The 22,386-nt window shown below is 61.2% G+C and carries 24 protein-coding genes and 2 tRNA genes (1 of these 26 running past the window's edge); 13 read left to right on the top strand and 13 right to left on the bottom strand.

From position 1 onward, the window contains the following. The first annotated feature begins 81 nt into the window (after nucleotides 1-81). Nucleotides 82-957 (top strand): LysR family transcriptional regulator, encoded by an 876-nt coding sequence (locus QIW53_RS10870; protein ID WP_371049640.1) that lies wholly within the window; start codon nucleotides 82-84, stop codon nucleotides 955-957. A 62-nt stretch (nucleotides 958-1,019) separates the two neighbouring features. On the opposite strand, the gene gudD is transcribed toward QIW53_RS10870, so the two are convergent. Further along, the gene (gene gudD, locus QIW53_RS10865; RefSeq protein ID WP_371049639.1) at nucleotides 1,020-2,363 is read right to left on the bottom strand and encodes a glucarate dehydratase; all 1,344 of its coding nucleotides are present in this window, start codon (nucleotides 2,361-2,363) and stop codon (nucleotides 1,020-1,022) included. Between the two features lie 25 nt (nucleotides 2,364-2,388). After that, nucleotides 2,389-3,714, bottom strand: coding sequence for an MFS transporter (locus tag QIW53_RS10860; protein ID WP_371049676.1), 1,326 nt, complete (start codon nucleotides 3,712-3,714; stop codon nucleotides 2,389-2,391). Nucleotides 3,715-4,005: 291 nt separating this feature from the next. On the opposite strand from QIW53_RS10860, the gene QIW53_RS10855 reads away from it, so the two are divergent. Further along, nucleotides 4,006-4,722 (top strand): FadR/GntR family transcriptional regulator, encoded by a 717-nt coding sequence (locus tag QIW53_RS10855; protein ID WP_371049638.1) that lies wholly within the window; start codon nucleotides 4,006-4,008, stop codon nucleotides 4,720-4,722. 22 nt (nucleotides 4,723-4,744) lie between these two features. Here QIW53_RS10855 and QIW53_RS10850 read toward each other — a convergent pair whose 3' ends face one another. Together QIW53_RS10850 and trhP are read right to left on the bottom strand one after the other, a co-directional pair. After that, nucleotides 4,745-6,706, bottom strand: a complete 1,962-nt coding sequence (locus QIW53_RS10850) for a methyl-accepting chemotaxis protein (protein WP_371049637.1) — start codon at nucleotides 6,704-6,706, stop codon at nucleotides 4,745-4,747. 225 nt (nucleotides 6,707-6,931) lie between these two features. Then, nucleotides 6,932-8,269: a prephenate-dependent tRNA uridine(34) hydroxylase TrhP gene (gene trhP, locus QIW53_RS10845; protein ID WP_371049636.1), complete on the bottom strand. Its 1,338-nt coding sequence runs from the start codon at nucleotides 8,267-8,269 to the stop codon at nucleotides 6,932-6,934. Between the two features lie 162 nt (nucleotides 8,270-8,431). Between trhP and QIW53_RS10840 the strand changes: the two genes are divergently transcribed. Further along, a complete protein-coding gene (locus QIW53_RS10840) occupies nucleotides 8,432-9,493 on the top strand; it encodes an AI-2E family transporter (protein ID WP_371049635.1) in 1,062 nt (353 codons plus the stop codon). Here QIW53_RS10840 and QIW53_RS10835 read toward each other — a convergent pair. From QIW53_RS10835 to QIW53_RS10825, 3 genes are all read right to left on the bottom strand, one after another. Beyond that, on the bottom strand, nucleotides 9,490-9,672 hold the full coding sequence (locus tag QIW53_RS10835; protein ID WP_371049634.1) for a hypothetical protein: 183 nt from the start codon (nucleotides 9,670-9,672) through the stop codon (nucleotides 9,490-9,492). The genes QIW53_RS10840 and QIW53_RS10835 overlap by 4 nt on opposite strands. Before the next feature lie 112 nt (nucleotides 9,673-9,784). Beyond that, the gene (locus QIW53_RS10830) at nucleotides 9,785-9,979 is read right to left on the bottom strand and encodes a hypothetical protein (protein ID WP_368558963.1); all 195 of its coding nucleotides are present in this window, start codon (nucleotides 9,977-9,979) and stop codon (nucleotides 9,785-9,787) included. A gap of 253 nt (nucleotides 9,980-10,232) precedes the next feature. Then, on the bottom strand, nucleotides 10,233-10,604 hold the full coding sequence (locus QIW53_RS10825; protein ID WP_371049633.1) for a hypothetical protein: 372 nt from the start codon (nucleotides 10,602-10,604) through the stop codon (nucleotides 10,233-10,235). A 190-nt stretch (nucleotides 10,605-10,794) separates the two neighbouring features. Here QIW53_RS10825 and QIW53_RS10820 point away from each other — a divergent pair, with 190 nt between their 5' ends. Then, nucleotides 10,795-11,613, top strand: coding sequence for a shikimate 5-dehydrogenase (locus tag QIW53_RS10820; protein WP_371049632.1), 819 nt, complete (start codon nucleotides 10,795-10,797; stop codon nucleotides 11,611-11,613). A gap of 34 nt (nucleotides 11,614-11,647) precedes the next feature. Here QIW53_RS10820 and QIW53_RS10815 read toward each other — a convergent pair whose 3' ends face one another. Beyond that, complete coding sequence (locus QIW53_RS10815) at nucleotides 11,648-12,295, bottom strand: YceH family protein (RefSeq protein ID WP_371049675.1); 648 nt, start codon at nucleotides 12,293-12,295, stop codon at nucleotides 11,648-11,650. Between the two features lie 133 nt (nucleotides 12,296-12,428). Here QIW53_RS10815 and QIW53_RS10810 point away from each other — a divergent pair, with 133 nt between their 5' ends. Further along, on the top strand, nucleotides 12,429-12,938 hold the full coding sequence (locus tag QIW53_RS10810) for a DUF1993 domain-containing protein (protein ID WP_371049631.1): 510 nt from the start codon (nucleotides 12,429-12,431) through the stop codon (nucleotides 12,936-12,938). Between the two features lie 66 nt (nucleotides 12,939-13,004). Here the strand turns inward: QIW53_RS10810 and sstT are convergent, their stop codons facing one another. Next, nucleotides 13,005-14,225, bottom strand: coding sequence for a serine/threonine transporter SstT (sstT, locus tag QIW53_RS10805; protein ID WP_371049630.1), 1,221 nt, complete (start codon nucleotides 14,223-14,225; stop codon nucleotides 13,005-13,007). Between the two features lie 283 nt (nucleotides 14,226-14,508). On the opposite strand from sstT, the gene QIW53_RS10800 reads away from it, so the two are divergent. Beyond that, a complete protein-coding gene (locus QIW53_RS10800) occupies nucleotides 14,509-15,663 on the top strand; it encodes an MFS transporter (protein ID WP_371049629.1) in 1,155 nt (384 codons plus the stop codon). Nucleotides 15,664-15,666: 3 nt separating this feature from the next. On the opposite strand, the gene nhaR is transcribed toward QIW53_RS10800, so the two are convergent. After that, nucleotides 15,667-16,566: a transcriptional activator NhaR gene (gene nhaR, locus QIW53_RS10795; RefSeq protein WP_371049628.1), complete on the bottom strand. Its 900-nt coding sequence runs from the start codon at nucleotides 16,564-16,566 to the stop codon at nucleotides 15,667-15,669. Nucleotides 16,567-16,699: 133 nt separating this feature from the next. On the opposite strand from nhaR, the gene QIW53_RS10790 reads away from it, so the two are divergent. After that, nucleotides 16,700-16,942 (top strand): hypothetical protein, encoded by a 243-nt coding sequence (locus QIW53_RS10790; RefSeq protein ID WP_371049627.1) that lies wholly within the window; start codon nucleotides 16,700-16,702, stop codon nucleotides 16,940-16,942. A 27-nt stretch (nucleotides 16,943-16,969) separates the two neighbouring features. Continuing rightward, on the top strand, nucleotides 16,970-17,719 hold the full coding sequence (locus QIW53_RS10785; protein ID WP_371049626.1) for a TerC family protein: 750 nt from the start codon (nucleotides 16,970-16,972) through the stop codon (nucleotides 17,717-17,719). Between the two features lie 83 nt (nucleotides 17,720-17,802). Here the strand turns inward: QIW53_RS10785 and QIW53_RS10780 are convergent, their stop codons facing one another. Next, entirely contained in the window at nucleotides 17,803-17,970 is a 168-nt protein-coding gene (locus tag QIW53_RS10780) for a hypothetical protein (RefSeq protein ID WP_371049625.1), read from the bottom strand. A gap of 214 nt (nucleotides 17,971-18,184) precedes the next feature. On the opposite strand from QIW53_RS10780, the gene QIW53_RS10775 reads away from it, so the two are divergent. From QIW53_RS10775 to QIW53_RS10765, 3 genes are all read left to right on the top strand, one after another. Then, a complete protein-coding gene (locus QIW53_RS10775) occupies nucleotides 18,185-18,844 on the top strand; it encodes a peptidase C39 family protein (protein ID WP_371049624.1) in 660 nt (219 codons plus the stop codon). A gap of 93 nt (nucleotides 18,845-18,937) precedes the next feature. Beyond that, nucleotides 18,938-19,144: a DUF6021 family protein gene (locus QIW53_RS10770; protein WP_371049623.1), complete on the top strand. Its 207-nt coding sequence runs from the start codon at nucleotides 18,938-18,940 to the stop codon at nucleotides 19,142-19,144. 18 nt (nucleotides 19,145-19,162) lie between these two features. Further along, the gene (locus QIW53_RS10765; protein WP_371049622.1) at nucleotides 19,163-19,378 is read left to right on the top strand and encodes a hypothetical protein; all 216 of its coding nucleotides are present in this window, start codon (nucleotides 19,163-19,165) and stop codon (nucleotides 19,376-19,378) included. 574 nt (nucleotides 19,379-19,952) lie between these two features. Here QIW53_RS10765 and pbpG read toward each other — a convergent pair. Together pbpG and folD are read right to left on the bottom strand one after the other, a co-directional pair. Then, the gene (gene pbpG, locus QIW53_RS10760; protein WP_371049621.1) at nucleotides 19,953-20,891 is read right to left on the bottom strand and encodes a D-alanyl-D-alanine endopeptidase; all 939 of its coding nucleotides are present in this window, start codon (nucleotides 20,889-20,891) and stop codon (nucleotides 19,953-19,955) included. Between the two features lie 236 nt (nucleotides 20,892-21,127). Further along, the gene (folD, locus tag QIW53_RS10755) at nucleotides 21,128-21,982 is read right to left on the bottom strand and encodes a bifunctional methylenetetrahydrofolate dehydrogenase/methenyltetrahydrofolate cyclohydrolase FolD (RefSeq protein WP_371049620.1); all 855 of its coding nucleotides are present in this window, start codon (nucleotides 21,980-21,982) and stop codon (nucleotides 21,128-21,130) included. A 275-nt stretch (nucleotides 21,983-22,257) separates the two neighbouring features. On the opposite strand from folD, the gene QIW53_RS10750 reads away from it, so the two are divergent. Both QIW53_RS10750 and QIW53_RS10745 read left to right on the top strand, forming a co-directional pair. Continuing rightward, nucleotides 22,258-22,334 (top strand) — tRNA-Arg (locus QIW53_RS10750). A gap of 32 nt (nucleotides 22,335-22,366) precedes the next feature. After that, nucleotides 22,367-22,386: transfer RNA gene (locus QIW53_RS10745), tRNA-His, on the top strand (it continues 156 nt past the right edge of the window).

Below are 22,386 nucleotides of genomic sequence, written 5' to 3'. Positions count from 1 at the left end.
GTGGCAAAATCTATTCACTTTGCCGGGCTACTACAAACGACCTTATCTCGGCCCAGTCATTAGAAAAATTTGGGAGTCGGCATGATTCGTCCGCAACTACCGCTCAACGCCCTGCGGGCTTTCGAGGCCTCGGCGCGGCACCTGAGTTTCACCCGGGCGGCGGTGGAGTTGTGTGTCACCCAGGCGGCGGTCAGTCATCAGGTCAAAAGCCTGGAGGCCCAGCTCAAGGTGACGCTGTTCAAGCGCCTGCCACGCGGGCTGATGCTGACCAGCGAGGGGGAGACCCTGCTGCCGGTACTGCGCGATTCGTTCGACCGCATCGCGCAGACCCTGGAGCGTTTTGAGGGCGGGCATTTTCGCGAAGTGTTGACGGTGGGCGCGGTGGGGACTTTCGCGGTGGGTTGGCTGTTGCCGCGACTGGCCGACTTCCAGGCGAAATATCCCTTCATAGATTTGCGCCTGTCGACCCACAACAATCGGGTGGATGTTGCCGCTGAAGGCCTGGATTATGCGATCCGCTTTGGCGCCGGTGCCTGGCACGGGATTGAAGCGGTACGCCTGATCGAGGCGCCGTTGTCGGTGTTGTGCGTGCCGCAGATTGCCCGGCAATTGCTGGCGCCGGAGGACCTTTTACAACAAACCCTGCTGCGATCCTACCGCACGGACGAGTGGCCGGAATGGTTTCAGGCCACCGGCCTGGCACCTCATGTCGCGACGCGCAGCATCGTTTTCGATTCGTCGCTGGCGATGATGGAAGCCGCGCTGCAGGGCGCGGGCGTGGCACTGGCGCCGCCGCTGATGTTTGCCCGGCAGTTGGCGTCAGGCGCCATCGAGCAGCCGTTCGCCATCGGTATCACCACCGGCAGCTACTGGCTGACCCGTTTGCAATCGCGAGTGGAAACCTCGGCGATGGCAGCGTTCAAGGGATGGTTGTTGCAGGTGGCTTTCCCTCACTAGCGAAGGCACCTGTGGGAGCGGGCAAGCCCGCTCCCACAATGGATCGCATTGCAGGGTGCCGATCACCGCACCAGACACGGCCGCTTGTTATCGAACGTCCACCCCGGAATCAGAAACTGCATCGCCACGCTGTCATTGCGTGCGCCCAGTCCCATGCCCTTGTACAGCTCGTGGGCCTTGGCCAGTTGGTCCATGTCCAGCTCGACGCCCAGTCCCGGTTTCTTCGGCACCTGCACGCAACCGTCGACGATCTGCAGGGGAGCCTTGGTCAGGCGCTGGCCGTCCTGCCAGATCCAGTGGGTGTCGATGGCGGTGATGTCGCCCGGTGCCGCTGCCGCGACATGGGTGAACATCGCCAGGGAAATGTCGAAGTGGTTGTTGGAGTGCGAGCCCCAGGTCAGGCCCCACTCATGGCACATCTGCGCCACGCGAACCGAACCCTGCATGGTCCAGAAATGCGGGTCGGCCAACGGGATGTCCACCGATTGCAACTGGATCGCATGACCCATTTCCCGCCAGTCGGTGGCGATCATGTTGGTTGCGGTCTTCAGGCCGGTGGCACGGCGGAATTCAGCCATGACCTCGCGGCCCGAGTAACCGTTTTCCGCGCCGCAAGGGTCTTCGGCGTAGGCCAGAACGTGGTGCTGGTCGCGGCACAGACGAATCGCTTCCTTCAGCGACCACGCACCGTTCGGATCGAGGGTGATGCGCGCATCGGGGAAGCGTTCGGCCAGCGCGGTGACGGCCTGGATTTCCTCGTCGCCGCTGAGCACGCCACCCTTGAGCTTGAAGTCCTGGAAACCATAACGAGCGTGGGCGGCCTCGGCCAGGCGGACCACCGCCTCGGCGGTCATGGCTTTTTCATGACGCAGGCGGAACCAGTCGTTGTCGGCGTCCGGTTCGCTGCGGTAGGCGAGGTCAGTCTGCTGGCGATCACCGACATAGAACAGATAGCCGAGCATCTTCACTTCGTCGCGCTGCTGGCCTTCACCAAGCAGGGCGGCGACCGGTACATCGAGGTGCTGGCCGAGCAGATCCAGGAGTGCCGCTTCCAGGCCGGTGACGGCGTGGATGGTGATGCGCAGGTCGAACGTCTGCAAACCGCGACCACCGGCATCGCGGTCGGCGAACGTCTGGCGCACCTGATTGAGGATCTTCTGCCAGGTGCCGATCGGGCTGCCGACCACCAGCGAGCGGGCGTCTTCCAGGGTCTGGCGAATCTTCTCGCCGCCCGGTACTTCGCCGACCCCGGTGTGACCGGCGTTGTCCTTGAGGATCACGACGTTGCGGGTGAAGAAAGGCCCGTGGGCGCCGCTCAGGTTGAGCAGCATGCCGTCGTGGCCAGCCACTGGAACGACTTGCATGCTGGTGATGATCGGGGCTTTGGCGGTGTCATGTGCGGTCATGTTGTTGTCCTTTTAAAAGCAATATTCAGGCGTGCTGGGGCGCAGGTTTGTCCGATGCCGTCGGCGATGCGGCCTTGGGCGTGTTACGAGCGGCGAATACGATGATCGCGGCGATGATCGAACTGGCCGCCAGACCATAGAGCCCGCCCTGGATCGAGCCGGTGTGTTGTTCCAGCAGGCCGAAGGTGGTCGGGGCGACGAAGCCGCCGAGGTTGCCCACCGAGTTGATCAACGCGATTACCCCGGCGGCGATGCGGGCGTCGAGGTAGGCCTGGGGGATCGGCCAGAACAGCGAGGAGGCCGACTTGAATCCCAGCGCCGCGAAGCAGATCGCGACGAACGCGAAGACCGGCCCACCGGTGGTGGACATGAACATCCCCGCCGCCGCGATCAGCAGGGCGGCAGCCACCCAGGCTTGCTGGTGTTTCCATTTCGCCGACAACGAGGCGAAGGCGTACATACCGACGATCGACAACAGCCAGGGGATCGAGTTGAACAGCCCGACCTGAATGTCGCTGAGCTCACCCATTTTCTTGATGATGCTCGGCAGCCAGAAGGTCGCGGCGTAGATGGTCAGCTGAATGAAGAAGTAGATCAGGCAGAACAGGATGATCTGACGGTCCTTGAGCAGCGTGCCCAGGGACGGCTTGACCGGTGTTGCGGCTTCGCGGGCCAGTTGCTCGGCGTCGATGGCCTTGACCAGTGCGTCCTGTTCGGCGCGGTTGAGCCACTTGGCGTCATGGGGCCTGGAGTCGAGCCAGAACCAGACGAATGCGCACAGGACCACCGAGAACATGCCTTCGATGAAGTACATCCATTGCCAGCCGTGCATGCCCAGCCCGTTGATCTGCAGGAGCAACCCGGACAGTGGGCCGGAGATCAACGACGCAATCGCGGAGCCGCTGAGGAAGATCGCGATCGCCTTGCCGCGTTCGACGCCGGGCAACCAGCGGGTGAAGTAGTAGATGACCCCCGGGAAGAACCCGGCTTCAGCCACCCCGAGCAAAAATCGCAGAATATAGAAGTGGGTTTCGTTCTGGATGAACGCCATGCCGGCGGCGACCAGGCCCCAGGTCAGCATGATTCGGGTCAGCCAGACGCGGGCCCCGACTTTTTGCAGCAGCAGGTTGGAGGGCACTTCGAACAGCGCGTAACCGATGAAGAACAGACCGGCACCAAAGCCGTAGGCGGCTGCGCCAATGCCCAGGTCGTGCTCCATGTGGGTCCGGACGAAACCGATGTTCACACGGTCGATGTAATTGACGATGAACATGATGACGAAGAGCGGCAGAACGTGGCGTTTCACTTTCGAGATGGCGGATTGCAGGACCGGATCGATACCGTCGTGCATCCCGGTGAGGGGTGTTTTCACTTGATGTCTCCCACTGATTATTTTTATGCGGGGTGCTGCGTTGTTGCTGGACATCATACAACTGCGTTTTTTTGTTTCGCAAGCGTCATTGTCCAATGATTTGGCGATTAATCAGGGTTTTTTGGATTTTTTGCTCAATGATTGTCGCTGGGTTTTCTCTGATTTTGCTGAAATTGTTGAGTGTTGTCATACAAGTTGAGGGGTGTTTGTTGAGGCTTCCGTTCGTCTGCGGTGCTAGGATTCCGTCAACGGCAACTTTGGAAGATCCCCATGCAAGAAGACCTGGAAGCGCCTGCCCGCAAGCGCACCCACAACCTGGCCCATGACCTGGTCGACAAACTGACCCAGAGCATCCTGCTCGGCCAGTTGCAGCCGGGGGACAAGTTGCCGTCGGAGAACAGCATCGTTGCCGAACACGGAGTCAGTCGCACGGTGGTGCGCGAGGCGATCTCGAAGTTGCAGGCGTCGGGGCTGGTGCAGACGCGGCATGGCATCGGCACCTTCGTCATCGAGCGCGCGCCGGAGCAGGGGTTGCGACTCAACGTCGAGACCGCGCTGGGGGTGCGCAGCATTCTGGAGTTACGCCTGGGGCTGGAAACCCAGGCGGCTGCGCTGGCCGCCGTGCGCCGCACCGAATCGCAACTGGGGCAGATGCGCCAGGCCCTGGACGATTATCAAAGCCTGCTCGCCAACAACGACAGTTGCGTCGAGGCCGATCGGCGCTTTCACCTGCTGATCGCCGAAGCCACCGGCAACGTCTGCTTCAGCGAAATCATGCAGCACCTGGGCAGTGCGATGATTCCACGGACCCGGGTCAATGCCGCCGAACGCGGCGCCGCGGATCTGAGCAAGCTGGGGCAGCTCGCCAACCTCGAACACGAGGCGATTCTCAACGCCATCAAGCGTCAGGACGCAGATGCGGCAAGGGCCGCCATGTGGCTGCACCTGACCAACAGTCGCGACCGCTTTCTTGCCGGTGGCGACTGATCAGGGGCTGGCCGATCAGCGATCAGGCCATCTTGAAACGATTGACCAGTTGCTGCTGGTACTCCGCCAGGCGTGCGAGTTCCTGGCTGGTAATGGCCGTCTGTTCGGCACCGGCACTCACCTGGATCACCAGGTCGTTGATCTCGTTCACATTGCGATTGATGTCTTCCGACACGGCACTCTGTTCTTCGGCCGCAGAGGCGATCTGAATGTTGCGGTCGTTGATGCGGGCGACACCGTCAGCGATTTCCACCAGCAATTCACCCGCCCGTTCAACCTTGGTCGCCCCATCCTGGGCCTTGTCCAGGGTCTGTTGCATGGAGCTGACCGCATGCTCCGAACCGGCCTGCAGGTTACTGATCATCTGCTGAATGCTGCCCGTGGATTCCTGGGTTTTCTGCGCCAGGGTGCGCACCTCGGAAGCGACTACGGCAAAGCCACGTCCGAATTCCCCGGCCCGTGCCGCCTCGATCGCCGCGTTCAGCGCCAGTAGATTGGTTTGTTCGGCAATGCCACGAATCACGTCGAGCACCGAGGAGATCGCATGGCTTTCCTCCTTCAGGTTGCCGATGATCTGCGCAGTGTCCTCGGCCTGGCCGGACAACTGGCGGATCAGCCCGATGGTGCTTTCGATCTCGGCGCGCCCTTGCTCTGTGCTGAGGTTGACCTGGCGCGACATCTGCGCGGCATCGTTGGTACTTTGCGCCACCTCGCGGACCGTCGCGCTCATTTCATTGATGGCGGTCGCGACCTGTTCGGTGCCCTGGCGTTGCTGGCCAACACTCTGGCTGGTCTGGATGGTCACTGCGGAAGACTCTTCCGCCGCAGTCGCCACTTGCGCGGTGGCATTGCCGATTTCCTCGACGACGCCCCGGATCTCCTCAGCCATGCGGTTGAGGTTGAGGGAGATCTGGCCGAACTCGTCCTTGCTCTCATAGGTGGCGCGCGCCGTGAGGTCGCGCTGTGCCAACCCGTCCAGTACCCGGTTGACGTCGCTGACCGCTTGGTTGATGGTGCGGATGATGATGAAGGACAGCAGCGCCACCACCAGCAGCGCCACGACCACGGCGCCAACGGTCAGCCACAGGGCTCGACTGGCGAGATCGCGTTCATGCATCGCCAGGTTGCCGACACTTTGCCCCAGGGTTTCCTCCACCCGGCTCATCAGGTCGATGCGTTGGGTCGAGGTTTGAAACCACGCCTCGGGTTTGATGTTCAGCGCTTGTCCTAATGGCACCTCGAAGGCCAGGCGTTGCAATTTTCCGACTTCGAGGGCAACCGGCGTTTGCATCTGTTCATCGAACTGTTTCAGCAAGGCCGGCGGCGCCTTGCGCCGGAAAGCATCCGAATACGCGGAGAACTCTCCCAGGTTGCTGCTGAAACGCGACAACAAGGTTTCGTCGAAATGGCCCTGATTGAACACCAGACCCAGCAGCACCCGCTCGCGTCCGGCCCGCTCCTTCATTTCGATGAACTGGCTGAGTGCGCTCAGGGCGTGAATCACCGTTGCGTTGTTGACGCTGGCTTCCAGGGAGTGGGTGTAACCAATCAGGAGATTGATGATCGCGGTGTAACGTGCGCCCGAGTCGACGTCGTTGATGCTCAATTTATCGACCAATGCGCGCGTCGCCATGACCTTTTCCAGCGCCCGGGCGGCCTCTGCCAGTTGGCTGTTCCCCCGGTCAGCCAGCCCGCGCACGGCTGCGATCGACACGTCGGAGTCCTTGCGCAACTGCGCCATCTGCTCGGCCATGGACTTGCCGCCGCTGCCCAGGAAAACACCGCTGGCACCCCGTTCGCGTTGCAGTGCGGTGATCAGCTGGCTGAGCTTCTGAGCGGTGGAGCTGGCCGTTACCGTCGTATTCATGTCACGCAACGTTGCATAGTTGCTCGTGACAAACAGACCGGACAACAGCAAAAAACCGAGCAGGGGAAGTGCCAGGATCAACAGCAGTTTCAAACGTAACGGAGCATTCTTGAGCATTGGGCGTTAAACCTCAGTCCAGATTAAATTCATTGAGGCGCCACATTGTCGAACCTCTTTTTTTATTCGCGCACTTCCGGGTCGATGGTACGCGAGTGGCCAAGTGCTATTACTGCAAATATCATCGAATCGGGTGCCGATGGACTGTCCCCAGGCACCCAATTGCATATGTTTTGACCTGGATCAACAGAAGCGGTGTTTGCCGGCAATCCGTTCCGCAATGGATCAGGCCTTGAGCAGATCGCGCATCAACAGGCCGAATCGCAGGTCCACGGCATCTGGTATCGGCAGGTACACGGTGTGCCCGTCCCCCGGGGCGACGTCGATGGATTGGCCGTCGCTGTTGTGCAACTGGTGCAAGTCGAAGTGGAAGTTGCCTTGGGGGGTCATCAGTTCCATGTGGTCGCCCAGGGCGAAGCGGTTCTTGACCTTGACCTCCGCCAGCCGGTCGCGCCGCTCGCCGGTCAGTTCACCCACGAACTGCTGGCGTTCCGACACCGAACTGCCGTTCTGATAGTTCTGGTATTCGTCGTGCACATGCCGGCGCAGGAAACCTTCGGTGTAGCCGCGCTGGGCGAGGGATTCCAGATTGATCATCAGGCCGCGATCGAAGGCGCGGCCGGCCACCGCGTCGTCGATGGCCTGGCGATAAACCTGAGTAGTGCGTGCGCAATAGAAGTGTGATTTGGTCCGCCCTTCGATTTTCAGCGAGTGCACACCCATCCGCGTCAGGCGCTCGACGTGCTGCACGGCCCGCAGATCCTTGGCGTTCATGATGTAAGTGCCGTGTTCGTCCTCGAAGGCGGGCATCAGTTCGTCGGGGCGGTTGGCTTCCTGCAGCAGGAACACCTGATCGGTCGGCGCTCCGATACCCAGCGTCGGCTCGGGCTCAGGCTCGGGCTGGAAGGTCTGGACGATCTCGCCAAGTGTGTTTTCCGTGGCCTCCTGGGCCGAATACTTCCAGCGACAGGCGTTGGTGCAGCTGCCCTGGTTGGCGTCGCGCCGGTTCATGTAGCCCGACAGCAGGCAGCGTCCGGAGTAGGCCATGCACAGCGCGCCATGGACGAACACTTCCAGCTCCATGGCCGGCACCTGCTGGCGGATTTCAGCGATTTCCTCCAGCGACAGCTCCCGGGACAGGATGATCCGGCTCACCCCCTGCAACTGCCAGAACTCGACGCTTGCCCAATTGACCGTATTGGCCTGCACCGAGAGGTGAATCGGCATCTGCGGAAAATGGCGGCGCACCAGCATGATCAGGCCGGGGTCGGACATGATCAGCGCGTCCGGCGCCATGGCGATGACCGGTTCCAGGTCCTTGAGGAAGGTCTTCAGCTTGGCATTGTGCGGGGCGATGTTGACCACCACGTAGAAGCGCTTGCCCTGGGCCTGAGCTTCTCGAATACCGAGCGCGAGGTTGGCGTGATCGAATTCGTTGTTGCGCACCCGCAGGCTGTAGCGCGGCTGGCCGGCGTACACCGCATCGGCGCCGTAGGCGAAGGCGTAGCGCATGTTTTTCAGGGTGCCGGCGGGGGCGAGCAGTTCGGGTGTGGCGAGGGGCATGAGCGTGTCGATCGCAAAAGTCGGCGAGGGTAATCGTCCTGCTCGCGAGTTTCATTGATCTGGATCTATGCTTGATGAACAAACGGATGGCACTCGTGCGAACCGTGGCGGACTAAGCATCAGGGCGCGATCGGCGTCGCTTTGGACTGACATGGATCGGACATGAACGAACAGACGGTACACGACAAATCGCTGATGGTGCTCCTTGGGCTGGTCACCATCGCCTTCATCTGGATTCTGCTGCCTTTCTACGGCGCAGTGTTCTGGGCGGTGATCCTCGGGATTCTCTTTGCGCCCATGCAGCGGCGACTGCAATTGAAGCTGGGGTGGCAGCGCAACTTCATTTCGGCACTGACCCTGAGCATCGCGCTGGTCATCGCCATTCTCCCGGTGATCATCCTCAGCATCCTGATGGTTCAGGAAGGGGCTGCGGTGTACAAGCGTATCGAAAGTGGCGAACTGGACATCGCCGGTTACGTCACGCAGTTCAAGCACAGCCTGCCGGCTTATTTCCAGCATCTGCTCGATCGTGCCGGTATTGGCGAACTGGAGGGCCTGCGGGAAAAAATCGTCAAGAGCGCGGTGAGTGGCAACGAATTCATCACCAGCCAGGCGTTCAGCTTCGGCCAGGGCACCTTCGATTTCCTGGTGAGCTTTTTCATCATGCTCTATCTGCTGTTCTTCTTTTTGCGCGACGGTGCAGAACTGGCGCGCAAAATGCGCACGGCCGTACCGCTGGAAGAACACCAGAAGCGCCGCTTGCAGCTCAAGTTCAACCGGGTGGTGCGGGCCACGGTCAAGGGCAACCTGGTGGTGGCCATGACGCAAGGCGCCTTGGGCGGTGCCATTTTCTGGTTTCTCGACATCCCCAGCGCGTTGCTCTGGGCGGTGCTGATGGCGTTTCTGTCGCTGCTGCCGGCGGTCGGCGCGGGGATCGTCTGGGCGCCGGTGGCGGTGTTTTTCCTGTTCACCGGGGCGGTCTGGCAGGGCGTGGTGCTGGGGCTGTTCGGCGTATTCGTGATCGGCCTGGTGGATAACGTCCTGCGACCGATTCTGGTGGGCAAGGACACCAAGATGCCGGATTACCTGATTCTGATCTCCACCCTGGGCGGCCTGTCGATTTTCGGCCTCAACGGCTTTGTCATCGGGCCTTTGATCGCGGCGCTGTTCATCTCGAGCTGGGCGATCTTCACCGAAACCAAACCGCGGGTTGTGCTCCCTTAGGCGCTGAAGCGCTCGGTGTCCAGGCGTTGTGACATGGCCTTGGCGGCACTGAGCGACGTGAGCGGGCCGCTGATCGGTTCGCCGTCGCGCATCAGGTACCAGCAGGCGAGCAGGCCCAGCTCTCTGAGCGAGGCGGGGACGGCGCTGCCGATAACGGACATGATCTGAACTTGTTTCATAAGTACCTCCATCAATCTATGGAGTTACTTTAAGTCGCTGGTACGGGCACGAGAAATCAACGCTTTCAATAGTCGTCATTGACAGGACCGGTGTTTACCGACCGTCTGTCGGTCAATCGACCACCAGGTCCAGCAAGTGAACCACTTCCTGTTCGTTGAGCAGCCCTTTGCGCACCAGGTTTTCCGCCATCAGCGAAAGAAACTTGGCACTACGGTGGCCTTCCAGCTGTTTGAGTTCGGTCAGGGCGCTGTACACCTTGCCGGAAGTGCACAGGCTGATATCGCGATGCGGGTTCTGCGTGGGCATGAGCGCGTCCTTGTTGTAATCAACTGTTATTGACGGACAGGCCCGAGCTTGCAGGCCTGACATGACAAAAATATGACCGCCCATGGAGGGAAGGGGGCGAGTCAATCATGCCCGCTTGCACAGCCCGCGCTGTCCCGATAGCGACCTCGAACAGAGTAATCCAGACTCCGGCGACGAATGGTCGGGGCTCGTCACACGGGCTCGCTCCTGAATGAAAAGGCCCCGCCGTGGGGCAGGGCCAGTTTATTGAGCGTTACCAGCGGCCGTATCCGTGGGGAGGGCCATAGTAACCCCGTGGCGGGCCGTAATAGCCGCGCGGTGGTCCGTAGTAGACCGGCGCCGGGCGGTAGTAGATCGGCTGTTGCACGTACACCGGCGCCGGCTGGTAATAGACCGGTGGTGGCGGTGGCGCGTAATACACCGGTGCAGGCTGCGCGTAGACGGGCTGCGGTGCGACATAGACCGGCCGATTGCTGTTGATGATGGCTGAACCGACGATGGCCGAGCCGACGATCGCGCCAAACACCGCCGGGCCCTGCCAACCGCCACCGCCATGCGCTTCGGCCTGCCCCGTGACAGCCAGAGCGCCGATCAGCAAGGCAACTGCGGGGATTTTACCGATCATAATCATTCCTCGTTTCTTCAACCCGATGACGTGTCTGCGATAGACCCAGGGATAGTCTCGGGGATACTTATAAGACAACGGTTTCTGAAAATTCTGCACAGCCGTTGGGTAAATTATGTGTAAGGTCTGTACCGGCTTGCTTACCGTCGTGCTGCCCCGGGCAGGCGCGTTCTCACGAAGGAGATGTTCCATGCAGATGAACCCCAACAAAGACACCCAACTGTGCATGTCCCTGTCGGGGCGTCCGGGCAATTTCGGCCTGCGCTTTCACAATCATCTGTACGAGCAGTTGGGCCTGAATTTCTACTACAAGGCCTTCAGCAGCCAGGACCTGACCGGCGCTGTTGGCGGCATTCGGGCGCTGGGCATTCGTGGCTGCGGCGTATCGATGCCGTTCAAGGAAGCCTGCATCGCCCTGGTGGATGAACTGGACGCCTCCGCCGCCGCCATTCAATCGATCAATACCATCGTCAACACCAACGGCCACCTCAAGGCCTACAACACCGACTACATCGCCATTGCCCAACTGCTGGACTCCCATCAGGTGCCCAGGGAATCGACCTTTGCCCTGCGTGGCAGCGGCGGCATGGCCAAGGCTGTGGCCAGTGCCCTGCGCGATGGCGGGTACGAGCAGGGAGTGATCGTCGCTCGAAACGAAAACGCCGGGCGCGCCCTGGCGCAATCCCTGGGGTATGAGTGGCAAGCCGAACTGGGCGAGCGGCGCCCGCAGATGTTGATCAACGTGACGCCGATCGGCATGACGGGCGGGGCGGAGGCTGATCAACTGGCGTTCGAGGCCCAGGCGATTGCGGCGGCGCAGACGGTCTTCGACGTGGTGGCGATTCCCGTGGAAACCCCATTGATCGTGCGGGCTCGTGCCGAAGGCAAGCGAGTGATCACCGGCCTTGAAGTGATTGCGATCCAGGCGCTGGAGCAGTTCGTGCTGTACACCGGGGTACGGCCGACGGTTGAACAGTTCGAGAAGGCCGTGGCGTTCGCTCGCGGCTGAGGTGGGAGCAGGCTCGCTCCCACAGTGGTTGGCTTTACTCCAGACGCGCCAGACGCTCTTCCAGCGCGGCGATGCGCGCCTCGAGCTCTTCGATCCGCTCAAGCGAAACACCGCCACCTGCGCCGCGCTCGGTCGGGTTCTGGCGGGCAGCGAGGATCGCTTCGATGTCCGCCGGGTCGCCCAGGGCGTGGGTGTAACGGTCTTCACGCTGCCCTGACTGGCGTGGAATCAGCACCGCCAGGCCGCGAGCGATCAAGCGCTCCAGTTGGTGCACCACCTGCTCGGCATCTTCGAAGTCATGCATGCGTCCGCTGCGGGTCAGCAGTTCATTGACGGTCTGCGGACCTCGCAGAAACATCAGCCCGGCGAGAATCACCTGTGCCGGCACCAGTTCCAGGGCCTTGTCGACCCGGTGCTCCCAGCGGTCGGCGCGACTGCCCATCACCAGTTTGGTGAAGCCGCGTCCTTCGAGGGCGCGCAGGCTCTGGCCGACCTGGCCCTGGGTCAGGTTCATGACCGGTTCGCGGCTGGTTTTCTGGTTGCAGGCGATCACCAGCGCATTGAGAGTCAGCGGATAGGTCTCCGGACTGGTGGCCTGCTTCTCGATCAACGAACCCAGAATGCGGATTTCCGTGCTGTTGAGCCGTGGCTCGTCGACGGTGGTTTCTTGTTCACTCATGATGCTGCGTCCTTACCCCGGTTCATATTCTTCTCCTGCTGGCATGCACTTTAGATGGGTGCGCGCCAATGGCAACTGAATTCGTTGCCGCTATAATCGCTCCCACGTTTCACTCCTGTCATCACACGAGACTGCCATGACCATTTCCCTGTACGACGCTTCCGTTCCGGTTTTCAAGCAAATGCTCACCGCCCTGAGCGATGTCCTGAAAAAGGCCGAAGCCCATGCGGCCGCGAAAAACATCGACGCGAATGCCTTCCTGCAGGCGCGCCTGTACCCGGACATGTTCCCGCTGGTGCGCCAGGTACAGATCGCCGTTGATTTCGCCAAAGGCGTTTCCTCGCGCCTGGCCGAAGTCGAAGTGCCCAAGTACGACGACAACGAAACCACCTTCGCCGAGCTGCAGGCGCTGCTGACCAAGGTTCTGGCCTACATCGGCGAGATCAAGCCCGAGCAGGTCAATGGCAAGGAAGGCATCGAGATCGTCACGCGCCCAGGCACGCCGAAAGAGAAGCGCTTCTCCGGCCAGGCCTACCTGCTGAGCTATGGCTTGCCGCAGTTCTTCTTCCACGTCACCACCGCCTATGCACTGCTGCGCCACAACGGCGTGGAAGTGGGCAAGCGTGATTACATGGGCGCGTTCTAAACCGCCGGATACAAAAAAGCCCCCGCAGCCTTGGGTTGCGGGGGCTTTTTCATGGCTGCAAAAAGCCTACGCCTTCTGTTCTTCACCCAGGCAGGCCGCCGCCGTGAACAGCACGTCGGTGGACGAGTTCAGCGCCGTCTCCGCCGAGTCCTGCAACACACCGATGATGAAACCGACCGCCACCACCTGCATGGCAATTTCGCTGGGGATGCCGAACAGGCTGCAGGCCAGTGGAATCAGCAGCAATGAACCGCCCGCCACGCCTGACGCGCCGCACGCGCAGATGGCCGCGACTACGCTCAGCAGAATGGCGGTAGGAATGTCCACGGCGATGCCCAGCGTATTCACGGCGGCCAGGGTCAGCACGGTGATGGTGATCGCCGCGCCCGCCATGTTGATGGTCGCGCCCAGCGGTATCGATACCGAGTAGGTGTCCTCGTGCAGACCCAGGCGCTTGCTCAGTTCCAGGTTGACCGGAATGTTCGCCGCCGAACTGCGGGTGAAGAACGCCGTGATCCCGCTTTCGCGCAGGCAGGTGAGCACCAGCGGGTAGGGGTTGCGACGCAACTTCCAGAACACGATCAACGGGTTCATGACCAGCGCCACGAACAGCATGCAGCCGAGCAGCACCGCCAGCAGGTGCACATAGCCGACCAGCGCGCCGAAGCCGGAGGTCGCGAGGGTCGACGCCACCAGGCCGAAGATCCCCAGCGGAGCGAAACGAATCACCAGGCGCACGATCAGGGTGACGCCGTTGGACAGGTCGCCAAGCACTTCGCGCGTGGTGTCGCCGGCATGGCGAATGGCGATGCCCATGCCGATGGCCCAGGCCAGGATGCCGATGAAGTTGCCGTTCATCAGGGCACTGACCGGGTTGTCCACCACGCTCAACAGCAGGCTTTGCAGCACTTCAGCGATGCCCCCCGGTGCCGTCACGGCCACGTCGTGGGTGCTCAGCACCAGATTCGACGGGAACATCATGCTGGCCACGACCGCGACCACCGCCGCGGCAAAGGTGCCGAGCAGGTACAGGAACAGAATGGGCCGGATGTGGGTTTCCTGGCCGTGCCTGTGATTGGCGATCGACGCCATGACCAGCACGAACACCAGGAGCGGCGCGACGGCCTTGAGCGCCGAAACGAATACTTTGCCGATGAACGCCGTGGGCTTCGCCACCTCGGGCGCGATCAGCGCCAGGGCAATGCCCGCGATCAGGCCGATGATGATTTGCGAAACCAGGCTCAAGCCTTTCAGGCGTTGCAACAGCGAAGGGGATGCAGCAGTCATAAAACGACATCTCTGATTTGTCGGGTGCGAGGGTGCTGCGACGTCGGGGCCCATCACTGGCGGATGGGCAGAGGTGGGAAATCGCAGGGTGCGGACTTTATCACAGCGCCGGTTGTGTTCTGTCTTCCGCTCTGTGACCAACTGTCACCCCATTGGCCGATGGATTTGCAGGTTCGTGCAACCGTGATGGCCAGCACTCTGTTAACATCGGCCATCCTCATCTTCATCACTGCCAGCGGGCCTTCGGGCTAGCGCTGGTGTCGTCGTTTTTCTGGAGTTCTGCATGCTGTTGCCCATCCTTCTGTTGTCTGCCGCCGGTTTCACGGTGCTGACCACGGAATTCGTCATCGTCGGCCTGCTGCCGGCCATCGCCCGGGACCTTGAAGTCACGATTCCCCAGGCTGGCCTGCTGGTAACGCTGTTCGCCTTCACCGTGGCGGCGTTCGGTCCGTTCCTGACCGCGTACTTCGCCCGCTTCGAACGGCGCAAGCTGTTCATCTCGGTGCTGATCATGTTTGGTCTGGCCAACACCCTGGCGGCGTTCGCGCCCAACATCTGGGTGATGGCGTTCGCCCGTCTCGTCCCCGCGCTGGGCTTGCCGGTGTTCTGGGCCCTGGCCAGCGAGACGGCGGTGGACATCGTGGGCCCGGAGTACGCCGGCCGCGCCATCGCCAAGATCGGCTTTGGCATCGTCTGTGCGACGGTATTCGGTATCCCGGTCGGTACGCTGATTTCCGATGCCTTCGGCTGGCGCAGCGCCTTCGCCATCCTGGCGGTGATCGCGTTCGCCAAGGCCCTGCTGCTGTTTATCTACCTGCCGAAAACCAGCCTGCACCAGCATCAGGTGAGTTTGCGGTCGCAGTTCAAGATCCTGCGCAGCCCGTTGATGTTGGGTCATGTGGTGCTGTCGATCGTGGTGTTCAGCGGCATGTTCACCGCCTACACCTACCTCGCGGACATTCTGGAGCGTTTGGCCGGGTTCAACGGCACGGTGGTCGGTTGGTGTCTGATGGGGTTCGGCGCGGTGGGCCTGATCGGCAACTCGCTGGGTGGGCGCGCGGTGGATCGCCACCCGCTGATTGCCTCGATGACATTTTGCGCCTTCATGATTGCCGGCATGGTGTCACTGGTGCCGAACATCCATTCGCCGCTGGGGCTGGCGGCCGCGATGGGCATCTGGGGCGTGACCCAGGCGGCGTTGTTCCTGGTCAGCCATGTGCGGTTGATGAAGGCCGCGCCCGAGGCGCCGGCCTTTGCCGCGTCGCTGAACATCGCGGGAGCCAACCTCGGGATTGGCCTGGGCGCGATGATCGGTGGTCGGGTGATCGACAGCGTCGGTCTGCAGGGGCTGGGTTTTGCGGCAGCCGGCCTGATCCTGATGTCGATTCTGCTGGCCATGGCATTGATGACCTTCAAACCCCGGGAAATCTGCGCCTGAGTCCTACAGGGCGGTAAACAGCTCGCGTCGGGCACCTTCGGTGATCGCAACGATACCTGGGTGCTTGACTTTGCGCTCCACCGAAATGGCGTAGAACGACTCGCTGACCGCGTCGGTCTGCCCCAGCAACTCGACCCCATACTGACGTTTCACTTCATCGGCAATCACGCTCGGGCCGATGAAGATCCCGCTCCCCGATTGCCCGAATGCCTGCATCAAGGCGCTGTCATCGAATTCGCCGACGATTCGCGGCTGGATCTGCTGCTCGGCGAACCAGCGCTGCAGACGGCTGCGCACCACCGTTTCCGGCCCCGGAATCAACAACGGTGCACCGTGCAGGCTGTGCGGGAAGTCCTGACCGTATTGCGCCGCCAGTTCGGCGGTCGCGAAAAAGCTGATCCCGCATTCGCCAAGCTTCTGGCTGTAGCCCTTGATGTCCAGGTGCGAAGGCATCGGGCTGTCGGAAATCACCAGGTCGAGGCGCTGAATCGCCAGGTCGGCGAGCAGGCGTTCGAGTTTGTCTTCGCGGCAAGTGATGCGCAGCGGCTCGTGCAATTCCATGGTCGGCGCGATCAGGCGATAGACGATGGACTTGGGCACGACGTCGGCCACGCCGACTCGAAACAGGATCTGCTGCTCATTGGGTTGTGCGCGCAACATCAACTCCAGCTCGCCACCGAGCTGAAACATCTGTTCGGCGTACGGCAGGGTCTGGCGTCCGGCTTCGGTGAGTTCCAACTGCCGCCCCACCCGGCGAAACAACTCGATGCCGTAGGTCTGTTCGAGCAGAGAGATCTGCCCGCTGATGGTCTGTGGCGTCAGGTTCAGTTGCTCACAGGCGCGCACGATGCTGCCGGTCTTGGCCACCACCCAGAAGTAGTGCAGTTGGCGATAGTTGATCATGGTGCCTCACAGTTCGTGAAAATCGAAGTATAGCCGGTAAAAATACGAATTTTCCTGAAGTGTTTGTCTCCCTAGAATGCCTCGCTATCAACGGCCGCGCAGGTGGCTGTTCCGTACTATCGAGGAAAGCGTCATGAAGCTTAAGACCACGGCGGTGCTGATCGCGTCTTTACTGATACTGGCCGGTTGCGACCAGGCCGAAAAAAGCGCCCAGCAATTGATGGGCAAGGCGGCCGAAAGCGCCAAGCAGGCGATCGACGATACGCACAAGGCGGCCGAACAGGCGCTCAGCGACGCCACCGGCGGGTTGATCAGCAAAAAAGAATCGTCAGATGAAGATCAGGAACAATCCGAATCTTCGTCCCAGGAAATCTAAACCGTCATAACGAGTCAGGACTGACCCATGGAATACCTTCTGGAACTTGCTGCAAGCCCCACCGCCTGGGTCGCCCTGGCCACGCTGGTGGTGATGGAAATCGTACTCGGCATCGACAACCTGATTTTCATCTCGATCCTGACCAACAAACTGCCGGAGCAGTATCGGCAGAGAGCGCGGCGCGTGGGTATCGGCATGGCGCTGATCATGCGACTGGCGCTGTTGAGCACCATCGCGTTCATCGTGCAGTTGACTGCGCCGCTCATTGAAGTCCTCGGCCACGCCTTCTCCTGGAAGGACATGATCCTGATCGCCGGCGGCCTGTTCCTGCTGTGGAAAGCCACCACCGAGATCCATCACAGCATGGACCCGGCGCCGCAGGACCCGAAATCGGCGACGTCGACGGTGACCCTGGGTTTCGCCGCCGCGATCGGACAGATCCTCATGCTGGACCTGGTGTTTTCCATCGACAGCATCATTACCGCCGTCGGCATGACCGAGCATTTGCCGATCATGATCATCGCGGTAGTGGTTTCGGTACTGGTGATGTTGCTGGCGGCCGACCCGCTGGCGAAGTTCATCAACGACAACCCGACGGTGGTGATGCTGGCGCTGGGCTTCCTGATCATGATCGGCATGACGCTGATCGCCGAAGGTTTCGGCGCCCACGTACCGAAAGGCTACGTCTACGCAGCCATGGCGTTCTCGGCCGCTATCGAGGTCCTGAACATGATGTCGCGGCGGGCCAAGCAGAAGCGGGTGGCTGCTGAAGCCTGACAGCCCATGCACAAAACGGCCGCCTGCGCTCGAAAGAGCCCAGGCGGCCTTTTCATTTATCAGTATTGGGCAACGGTTGCCCCTCAGTGCGCGGTGGCGTGGCGTGCCGTGGTTTTTTCGATCTTCTCCACCCGGGTCGTCGGGGCAGGGTGATGGTGCCGGCGTGCGATTCGCAGGACCCCCCACAACATGGCGGCGGCAACGGCCAGCCAGCCGGAAATCAACATCACGATGGTCATTGTCAGGCTCATCAGTGCCTCCTCTTCGCCCTGCAACGGGCACACACTCTTTACCAATGACAGTCTAGTCGCTGCCGTGTTTCAAGCTATTGACCAAAGGTCGCCCGTGACCAACCACTTCGCTCTATGGAAATCGTGTAACTGCCTGTTAAAGCTATACCGCCGTCGATTGGCGTCCTATGATCGAACATTTGGACACAATTGAAGAGGGACGAGGGTGCGGGCGATGTCGCGAATTCGAAGGGCAGCATGGATTGCCGGTTGCGTGGCGGCTCTGGCGGGCTGTGCGGGGAGTGTGGCGCCGGAGGTCAAGCGGCTGCCGGAGCGGGTGGAGCTCAGTGGCACGTTCTACCGCGGGACGAGCTATCAAAGCGGTCCCCAGGTCCTGGCGAGCCTGTTGTCCCAGCAGGGTGTGGTGATCACACCCGGTCTGCTCGAGAAACCGTTGCGTGTGCCGGGCGCTGAAGCGAAATTGCCGCAAAGCATTCCGAACCTGGCGCGTGAATACGGCATGGTCGTCTATCCCCTCGACGCCAACCTGCCGGCACTGCTGGCCCAAGTGGCCGCCGGCTACCCGGTGATGCTGCGGTTTACCGAAGGCTCGGCGTTCTGGGCGGAACCGCGTTACGTCATTCTTTCCGGTTACGACCGGCAGAAGCAGACCGTGTTGCTGCGAGCCGGGATGAACCGCCGGGAGTCGGTGAGCTTTGGCTCGTTCGAGTCGGCCTTCAAGAGCGCCGGCGGCTGGGCCCTGCTGATCCAGAAACCGAACCAGGTCCCGGCCAATGTCGATCGGCAACGCTGGTTGAAGGCCGCAGATGACCTGGGCCAGGCTGGCCAGGAACAAGCCGCCGCCCGTGCCAGGAAGGCTCTCGACGCAAGATAGCTAGCCATTCGTCATCTGCATCGCACGGCCCGGTGCGATCGCCCTCTGAGGGATAAGTGCCCGGATCTTCCGGGCCAGACTCAGGAGGCCTCCATGACCGATTCCAAACATCCTTCCGGCCCGCATTCATCCGAACACGCCTCGGATGACGAGTTGGGCTTCGACCCCGACTCGCCGGACCTCGATGACCCGCAAGTCGACCCCGTCGGCCCTGCCAAGGCGCCCCTGGACGTCGACCCCGAGAAGGGCGGCAAGTCGCCCGCCAAGCCCTACGATCCGTTGGGCGATCTGAAACCTTGACGTTCGAGTGAGGTGTGTATGTCTACCGATTCGAGTTTTGACGACAAGCATCCCGACAGTGTGCCCACTACACCGGAAGACGACATCGATCCAGTGATGGACCCCGACAGCCCACTACGCGACCCCCTGGCCCGACCGGCGGTGGCGCCGGGAGAGCATCCTCCGGGGCAGCGGGACCCGAGTGCCGGAGACGGCATCCCCGATGATGACCAGATGCCGCTGCCGAATGATTGATTATGTAGAAGCGAGCAGGCTCGCACACGGGCACTGCGTCGGCTTTTGAGCCGGCTTTTGATGTGGCTTGTGATCTGGCTTTTGATCTGGCTCGTGATCTGGCTTTTGATCTTGATCTGCCCCGTCGGCAGGCCGAGTGGAGGTTCTGCGCAGTGGGCAAACCGGCATGGATGCCGGTTTAGCCGCCGCCGGCCATGGATGGCCGATGGCGGCGGGCCCACGGAGCAGGACCGGAGCGAGGGAACCCTGAGCGTCAGCGAAGGGCCGTACGTCAGGGGATCAGAGCGCTTTGGTTACTTTCCGCCGGGCCGCGCAGGCTTTTCGAAAGTGACCCGCTGTAAGAGCGGAACCATTAGCGGCCATTACCGCAGCAACGGATATGTACACCTGAGAGACGGCCTTCGCTGGCAAGCCAGCTCCCACAAGGATCGAGTACACCCGCAGAAACCAGGCTGGCTGCAAGGCCGCCTTCGCTGGCAAGCCAGCTCCCACAAGGGTCCTGTGCATCCGTTGAAACCAGGTCGGATTCAAGGCCGCCATCGCTGGCAAGCCAGCTCCTACAGGATAAGGTCCGTTACTTCGAGGCTTCAGCCACACCCCCCTGACGCTGCTTCAGGTTCTTTTCCGACTTGTACTGCAAGGCCACCGATGGCACGTCGGCGCTCTTGCCGGTCTCGACCCAGTTGCGAATACGGCTGGCGTCAGCAAAGTGCGTGTACTTGCCGAACGCATCGAGAATCACCAGGGCCACTGGCCGGTTGCCCATGCGGGTCACCAGCACCAGGCAGTGGCCGGCTTCATTGGTGAAACCGGTCTTGGTCAGCGAGATATCCCAGTTCGGTTTGCCCACCAGATGGTCGGTGTTGCGAAAACCCAGGCTGTAGTTGGGTTTGCGGAACGACACCGTTTTCTCCTTCGTGGTGCTCAGCTCGGTGAGGATCGGGTACTTGCGGGCCGCAATCAGCAACTTGCTCAGGTCGCGGGCCGTGGAAACGTTGCGCGGCGACAGGCCAGTGGGTTCGACGTAGTGAGTGCTGGTCATGCCCAGCGCCTTGGCCTTGGCGTTCATGGCGGCGATGAAGGCGGCGTAGCCACCCGGATAGTGGTGGGCCAGGCTGGCGGCGGCGCGGTTCTCCGAGGACATCAAGGCAATCAGCAGCATTTCCCGGCGCGGCATCTCGCTGTTGAGCTTGACCCGGGAAAACACGCCCTTCATTTCCGGGGTGTCGCTGATGTTGATGGAAATGTACTCGTCCATGTTCTGCCTGGCCTCGACCACCACCAATGCGGTCATCAGCTTGCTGACCGAGGCGATCGGGACAACCACATCCGGGTTGCTGGCGTAAATGACTTTGTTGGTTTGCAGGTCCATCAACAGGGCGCTGCCGGACGCGATCTTCAGTTGCTTGGCGTCTCGGGGGGCTGCGGTGGTCTCGGCTGCATTGACCGTTGGCGTGAGGAACGTCCCTGTAAAGGCAAGAAACAGGCTCAGGATGGAAAGACGAATTTTCACGCGGGCAGACTCATGGAATGTTGGATTAGTCGTTTTGTAACGGGCTGTTACACCAAAAAACGACGCATTCTATGAGTATGGCTGAAGAACTGTCGATGGTTGTTCCATCGAGCTGATGCATTTCTGTAGGAGCGAGCATGCTCGCGATAAATTTCGATACACCGAGTGGTGTCAGGCAGCCAGCGTTATCGTTGGCGACCATCGCAAGCGTGCTCGCTCCTACAGGGTTTCGTGCCTTAGCTGTGAAGTGTTTCCGCTGCGTACAGCGTATTTTCCAGCAGGCAGGCACGGGTCATGGGGCCTACGCCACCCGGGACCGGGGTGATCCAGCCGGCACGGGGCAGGGCGGTATCGTAGACGACGTCGCCGACCAGTTTGCCGTCATCCTGGCGATTGATGCCGACGTCGATCACGATCGCGCCTTCCTTGATCCACTCGCCCTTGACCAGGCCAGGCTTGCCGGCAGCCACCACCACCAGGTCGGCGCGACCGACGTGGCCTGCCAGGTCCTTGGTGAAGCGATGGGTGACGGTCACGGTGCAACCGGCGAGCAGCAACTCCATGGCCATCGGGCGACCCACGATGTTGGAAGCGCCGACGACCACGGCGTCCATTCCGTACAGGTCTGCCCCCGTGCTCTCGAGCAGCGCCATGATGCCCTTGGGTGTGCAGGGGCGCAGCAACGGGATGCGCTGGGCAAGGCGGCCGACGTTGTAAGGATGGAAACCGTCGACGTCCTTGTCCGGGCGAATGCGCTCCAGCAGTCTGGAGGCGTCAAGGTGTTCCGGCAGAGGCAACTGCAGCAGGACGCCATCAATTGCCGGGTCTTCGTTCAGGCGATCGATCAGGTCGGTCAGCGCTTGCTGGGTGGTTTCGGAAGGCAGGTCGTAGGCTTGGGAAATGAAGCCGACCTCTTCACAGTCTTTACGCTTGTGCGAGACATAAACCTGAGAGGCGGGATCGCTGCCGACCAGGATCACCGCGAGACCGGGTGTGCGCAGGCCTTGCTGGCGGCGCTCGGTAACGCGTTTGGCGATCTGCTGGCGCAGGCTGGCGGCGATCGATTTGCCGTCGATTAGTTGTGCAGTCATTGCGCGTGATTAACCATCGAGAGGGGAAAAAAAGAGAACGCATTCTCGCATGTCAGGCGGTGAGGGCAAAGGCGCTTGGTCTGCAAATTCCCCTAACTCCTTTAATTAAATGAATTTTTTATAAAAAGGATTTGACGCCTTCTGGGTCGCTCTATACTATTCGTCGCACTTGTCGGGCACAGCCTAGCACTGGTTAAGAAGGTCGAGCAGAATCAAGGTTTTGCGAGGCTGGAAAGCACTTAGTTTGTAGTCCTCCAAGGGTACAGATTAACAAGGCGCCCGTAGCTCAGCTGGATAGAGCATCCGCCTTCTAAGCGGATGGTCGCAGGTTCGAGTCCTGCCGGGTGCGCCATTAGGCAGCTTTGGCACAAGTAACGCGATATGGTGGGCGTAGCTCAGTTGGT

Source organism: Pseudomonas fluorescens (assembly GCF_041354075.1).
GTDB lineage: Bacteria > Pseudomonadota > Gammaproteobacteria > Pseudomonadales > Pseudomonadaceae > Aquipseudomonas > Aquipseudomonas fluorescens_CE.
Note: the sequence above shows the minus strand (reverse complement) of the source record. Positions and strands in the feature narration are given on the sequence as shown.

Bases quoted from the DNA above. Each gene is read 5' to 3' on its own strand.
- QIW53_RS10870 (WP_371049640.1), top strand. From the start codon at position 82: ATGATTCGTCCGCAACTACCGCTCAACGCCCTGCGGGCTTTCGAGGCC.
- gudD (WP_371049639.1), bottom strand. From the start codon at position 2,363: ATGACCGCACATGACACCGCCAAAGCCCCGATCATCACCAGCATGCAA.
- QIW53_RS10860 (WP_371049676.1), bottom strand. From the start codon at position 3,714: ATGCACGACGGTATCGATCCGGTCCTGCAATCCGCCATCTCGAAAGTG.
- QIW53_RS10855 (WP_371049638.1), top strand. From the start codon at position 4,006: ATGCAAGAAGACCTGGAAGCGCCTGCCCGCAAGCGCACCCACAACCTG.
- QIW53_RS10850 (WP_371049637.1), bottom strand. From the start codon at position 6,706: ATGCTCAAGAATGCTCCGTTACGTTTGAAACTGCTGTTGATCCTGGCA.
- trhP (WP_371049636.1), bottom strand. From the start codon at position 8,269: ATGCCCCTCGCCACACCCGAACTGCTCGCCCCCGCCGGCACCCTGAAA.
- QIW53_RS10840 (WP_371049635.1), top strand. From the start codon at position 8,432: ATGAACGAACAGACGGTACACGACAAATCGCTGATGGTGCTCCTTGGG.
- QIW53_RS10835 (WP_371049634.1), bottom strand. From the start codon at position 9,672: ATGAAACAAGTTCAGATCATGTCCGTTATCGGCAGCGCCGTCCCCGCC.
- QIW53_RS10830 (WP_368558963.1), bottom strand. From the start codon at position 9,979: ATGCCCACGCAGAACCCGCATCGCGATATCAGCCTGTGCACTTCCGGC.
- QIW53_RS10825 (WP_371049633.1), bottom strand. From the start codon at position 10,604: ATGATCGGTAAAATCCCCGCAGTTGCCTTGCTGATCGGCGCTCTGGCT.
- QIW53_RS10820 (WP_371049632.1), top strand. From the start codon at position 10,795: ATGCAGATGAACCCCAACAAAGACACCCAACTGTGCATGTCCCTGTCG.
- QIW53_RS10810 (WP_371049631.1), top strand. From the start codon at position 12,429: ATGACCATTTCCCTGTACGACGCTTCCGTTCCGGTTTTCAAGCAAATG.
- sstT (WP_371049630.1), bottom strand. From the start codon at position 14,225: ATGACTGCTGCATCCCCTTCGCTGTTGCAACGCCTGAAAGGCTTGAGC.
- QIW53_RS10800 (WP_371049629.1), top strand. From the start codon at position 14,509: ATGCTGTTGCCCATCCTTCTGTTGTCTGCCGCCGGTTTCACGGTGCTG.
- nhaR (WP_371049628.1), bottom strand. From the start codon at position 16,566: ATGATCAACTATCGCCAACTGCACTACTTCTGGGTGGTGGCCAAGACC.
- QIW53_RS10790 (WP_371049627.1), top strand. From the start codon at position 16,700: ATGAAGCTTAAGACCACGGCGGTGCTGATCGCGTCTTTACTGATACTG.
- QIW53_RS10785 (WP_371049626.1), top strand. From the start codon at position 16,970: ATGGAATACCTTCTGGAACTTGCTGCAAGCCCCACCGCCTGGGTCGCC.
- QIW53_RS10780 (WP_371049625.1), bottom strand. From the start codon at position 17,970: ATGAGCCTGACAATGACCATCGTGATGTTGATTTCCGGCTGGCTGGCC.
- QIW53_RS10775 (WP_371049624.1), top strand. From the start codon at position 18,185: ATGTCGCGAATTCGAAGGGCAGCATGGATTGCCGGTTGCGTGGCGGCT.
- QIW53_RS10770 (WP_371049623.1), top strand. From the start codon at position 18,938: ATGACCGATTCCAAACATCCTTCCGGCCCGCATTCATCCGAACACGCC.
- QIW53_RS10765 (WP_371049622.1), top strand. From the start codon at position 19,163: ATGTCTACCGATTCGAGTTTTGACGACAAGCATCCCGACAGTGTGCCC.
- folD (WP_371049620.1), bottom strand. From the start codon at position 21,982: ATGACTGCACAACTAATCGACGGCAAATCGATCGCCGCCAGCCTGCGC.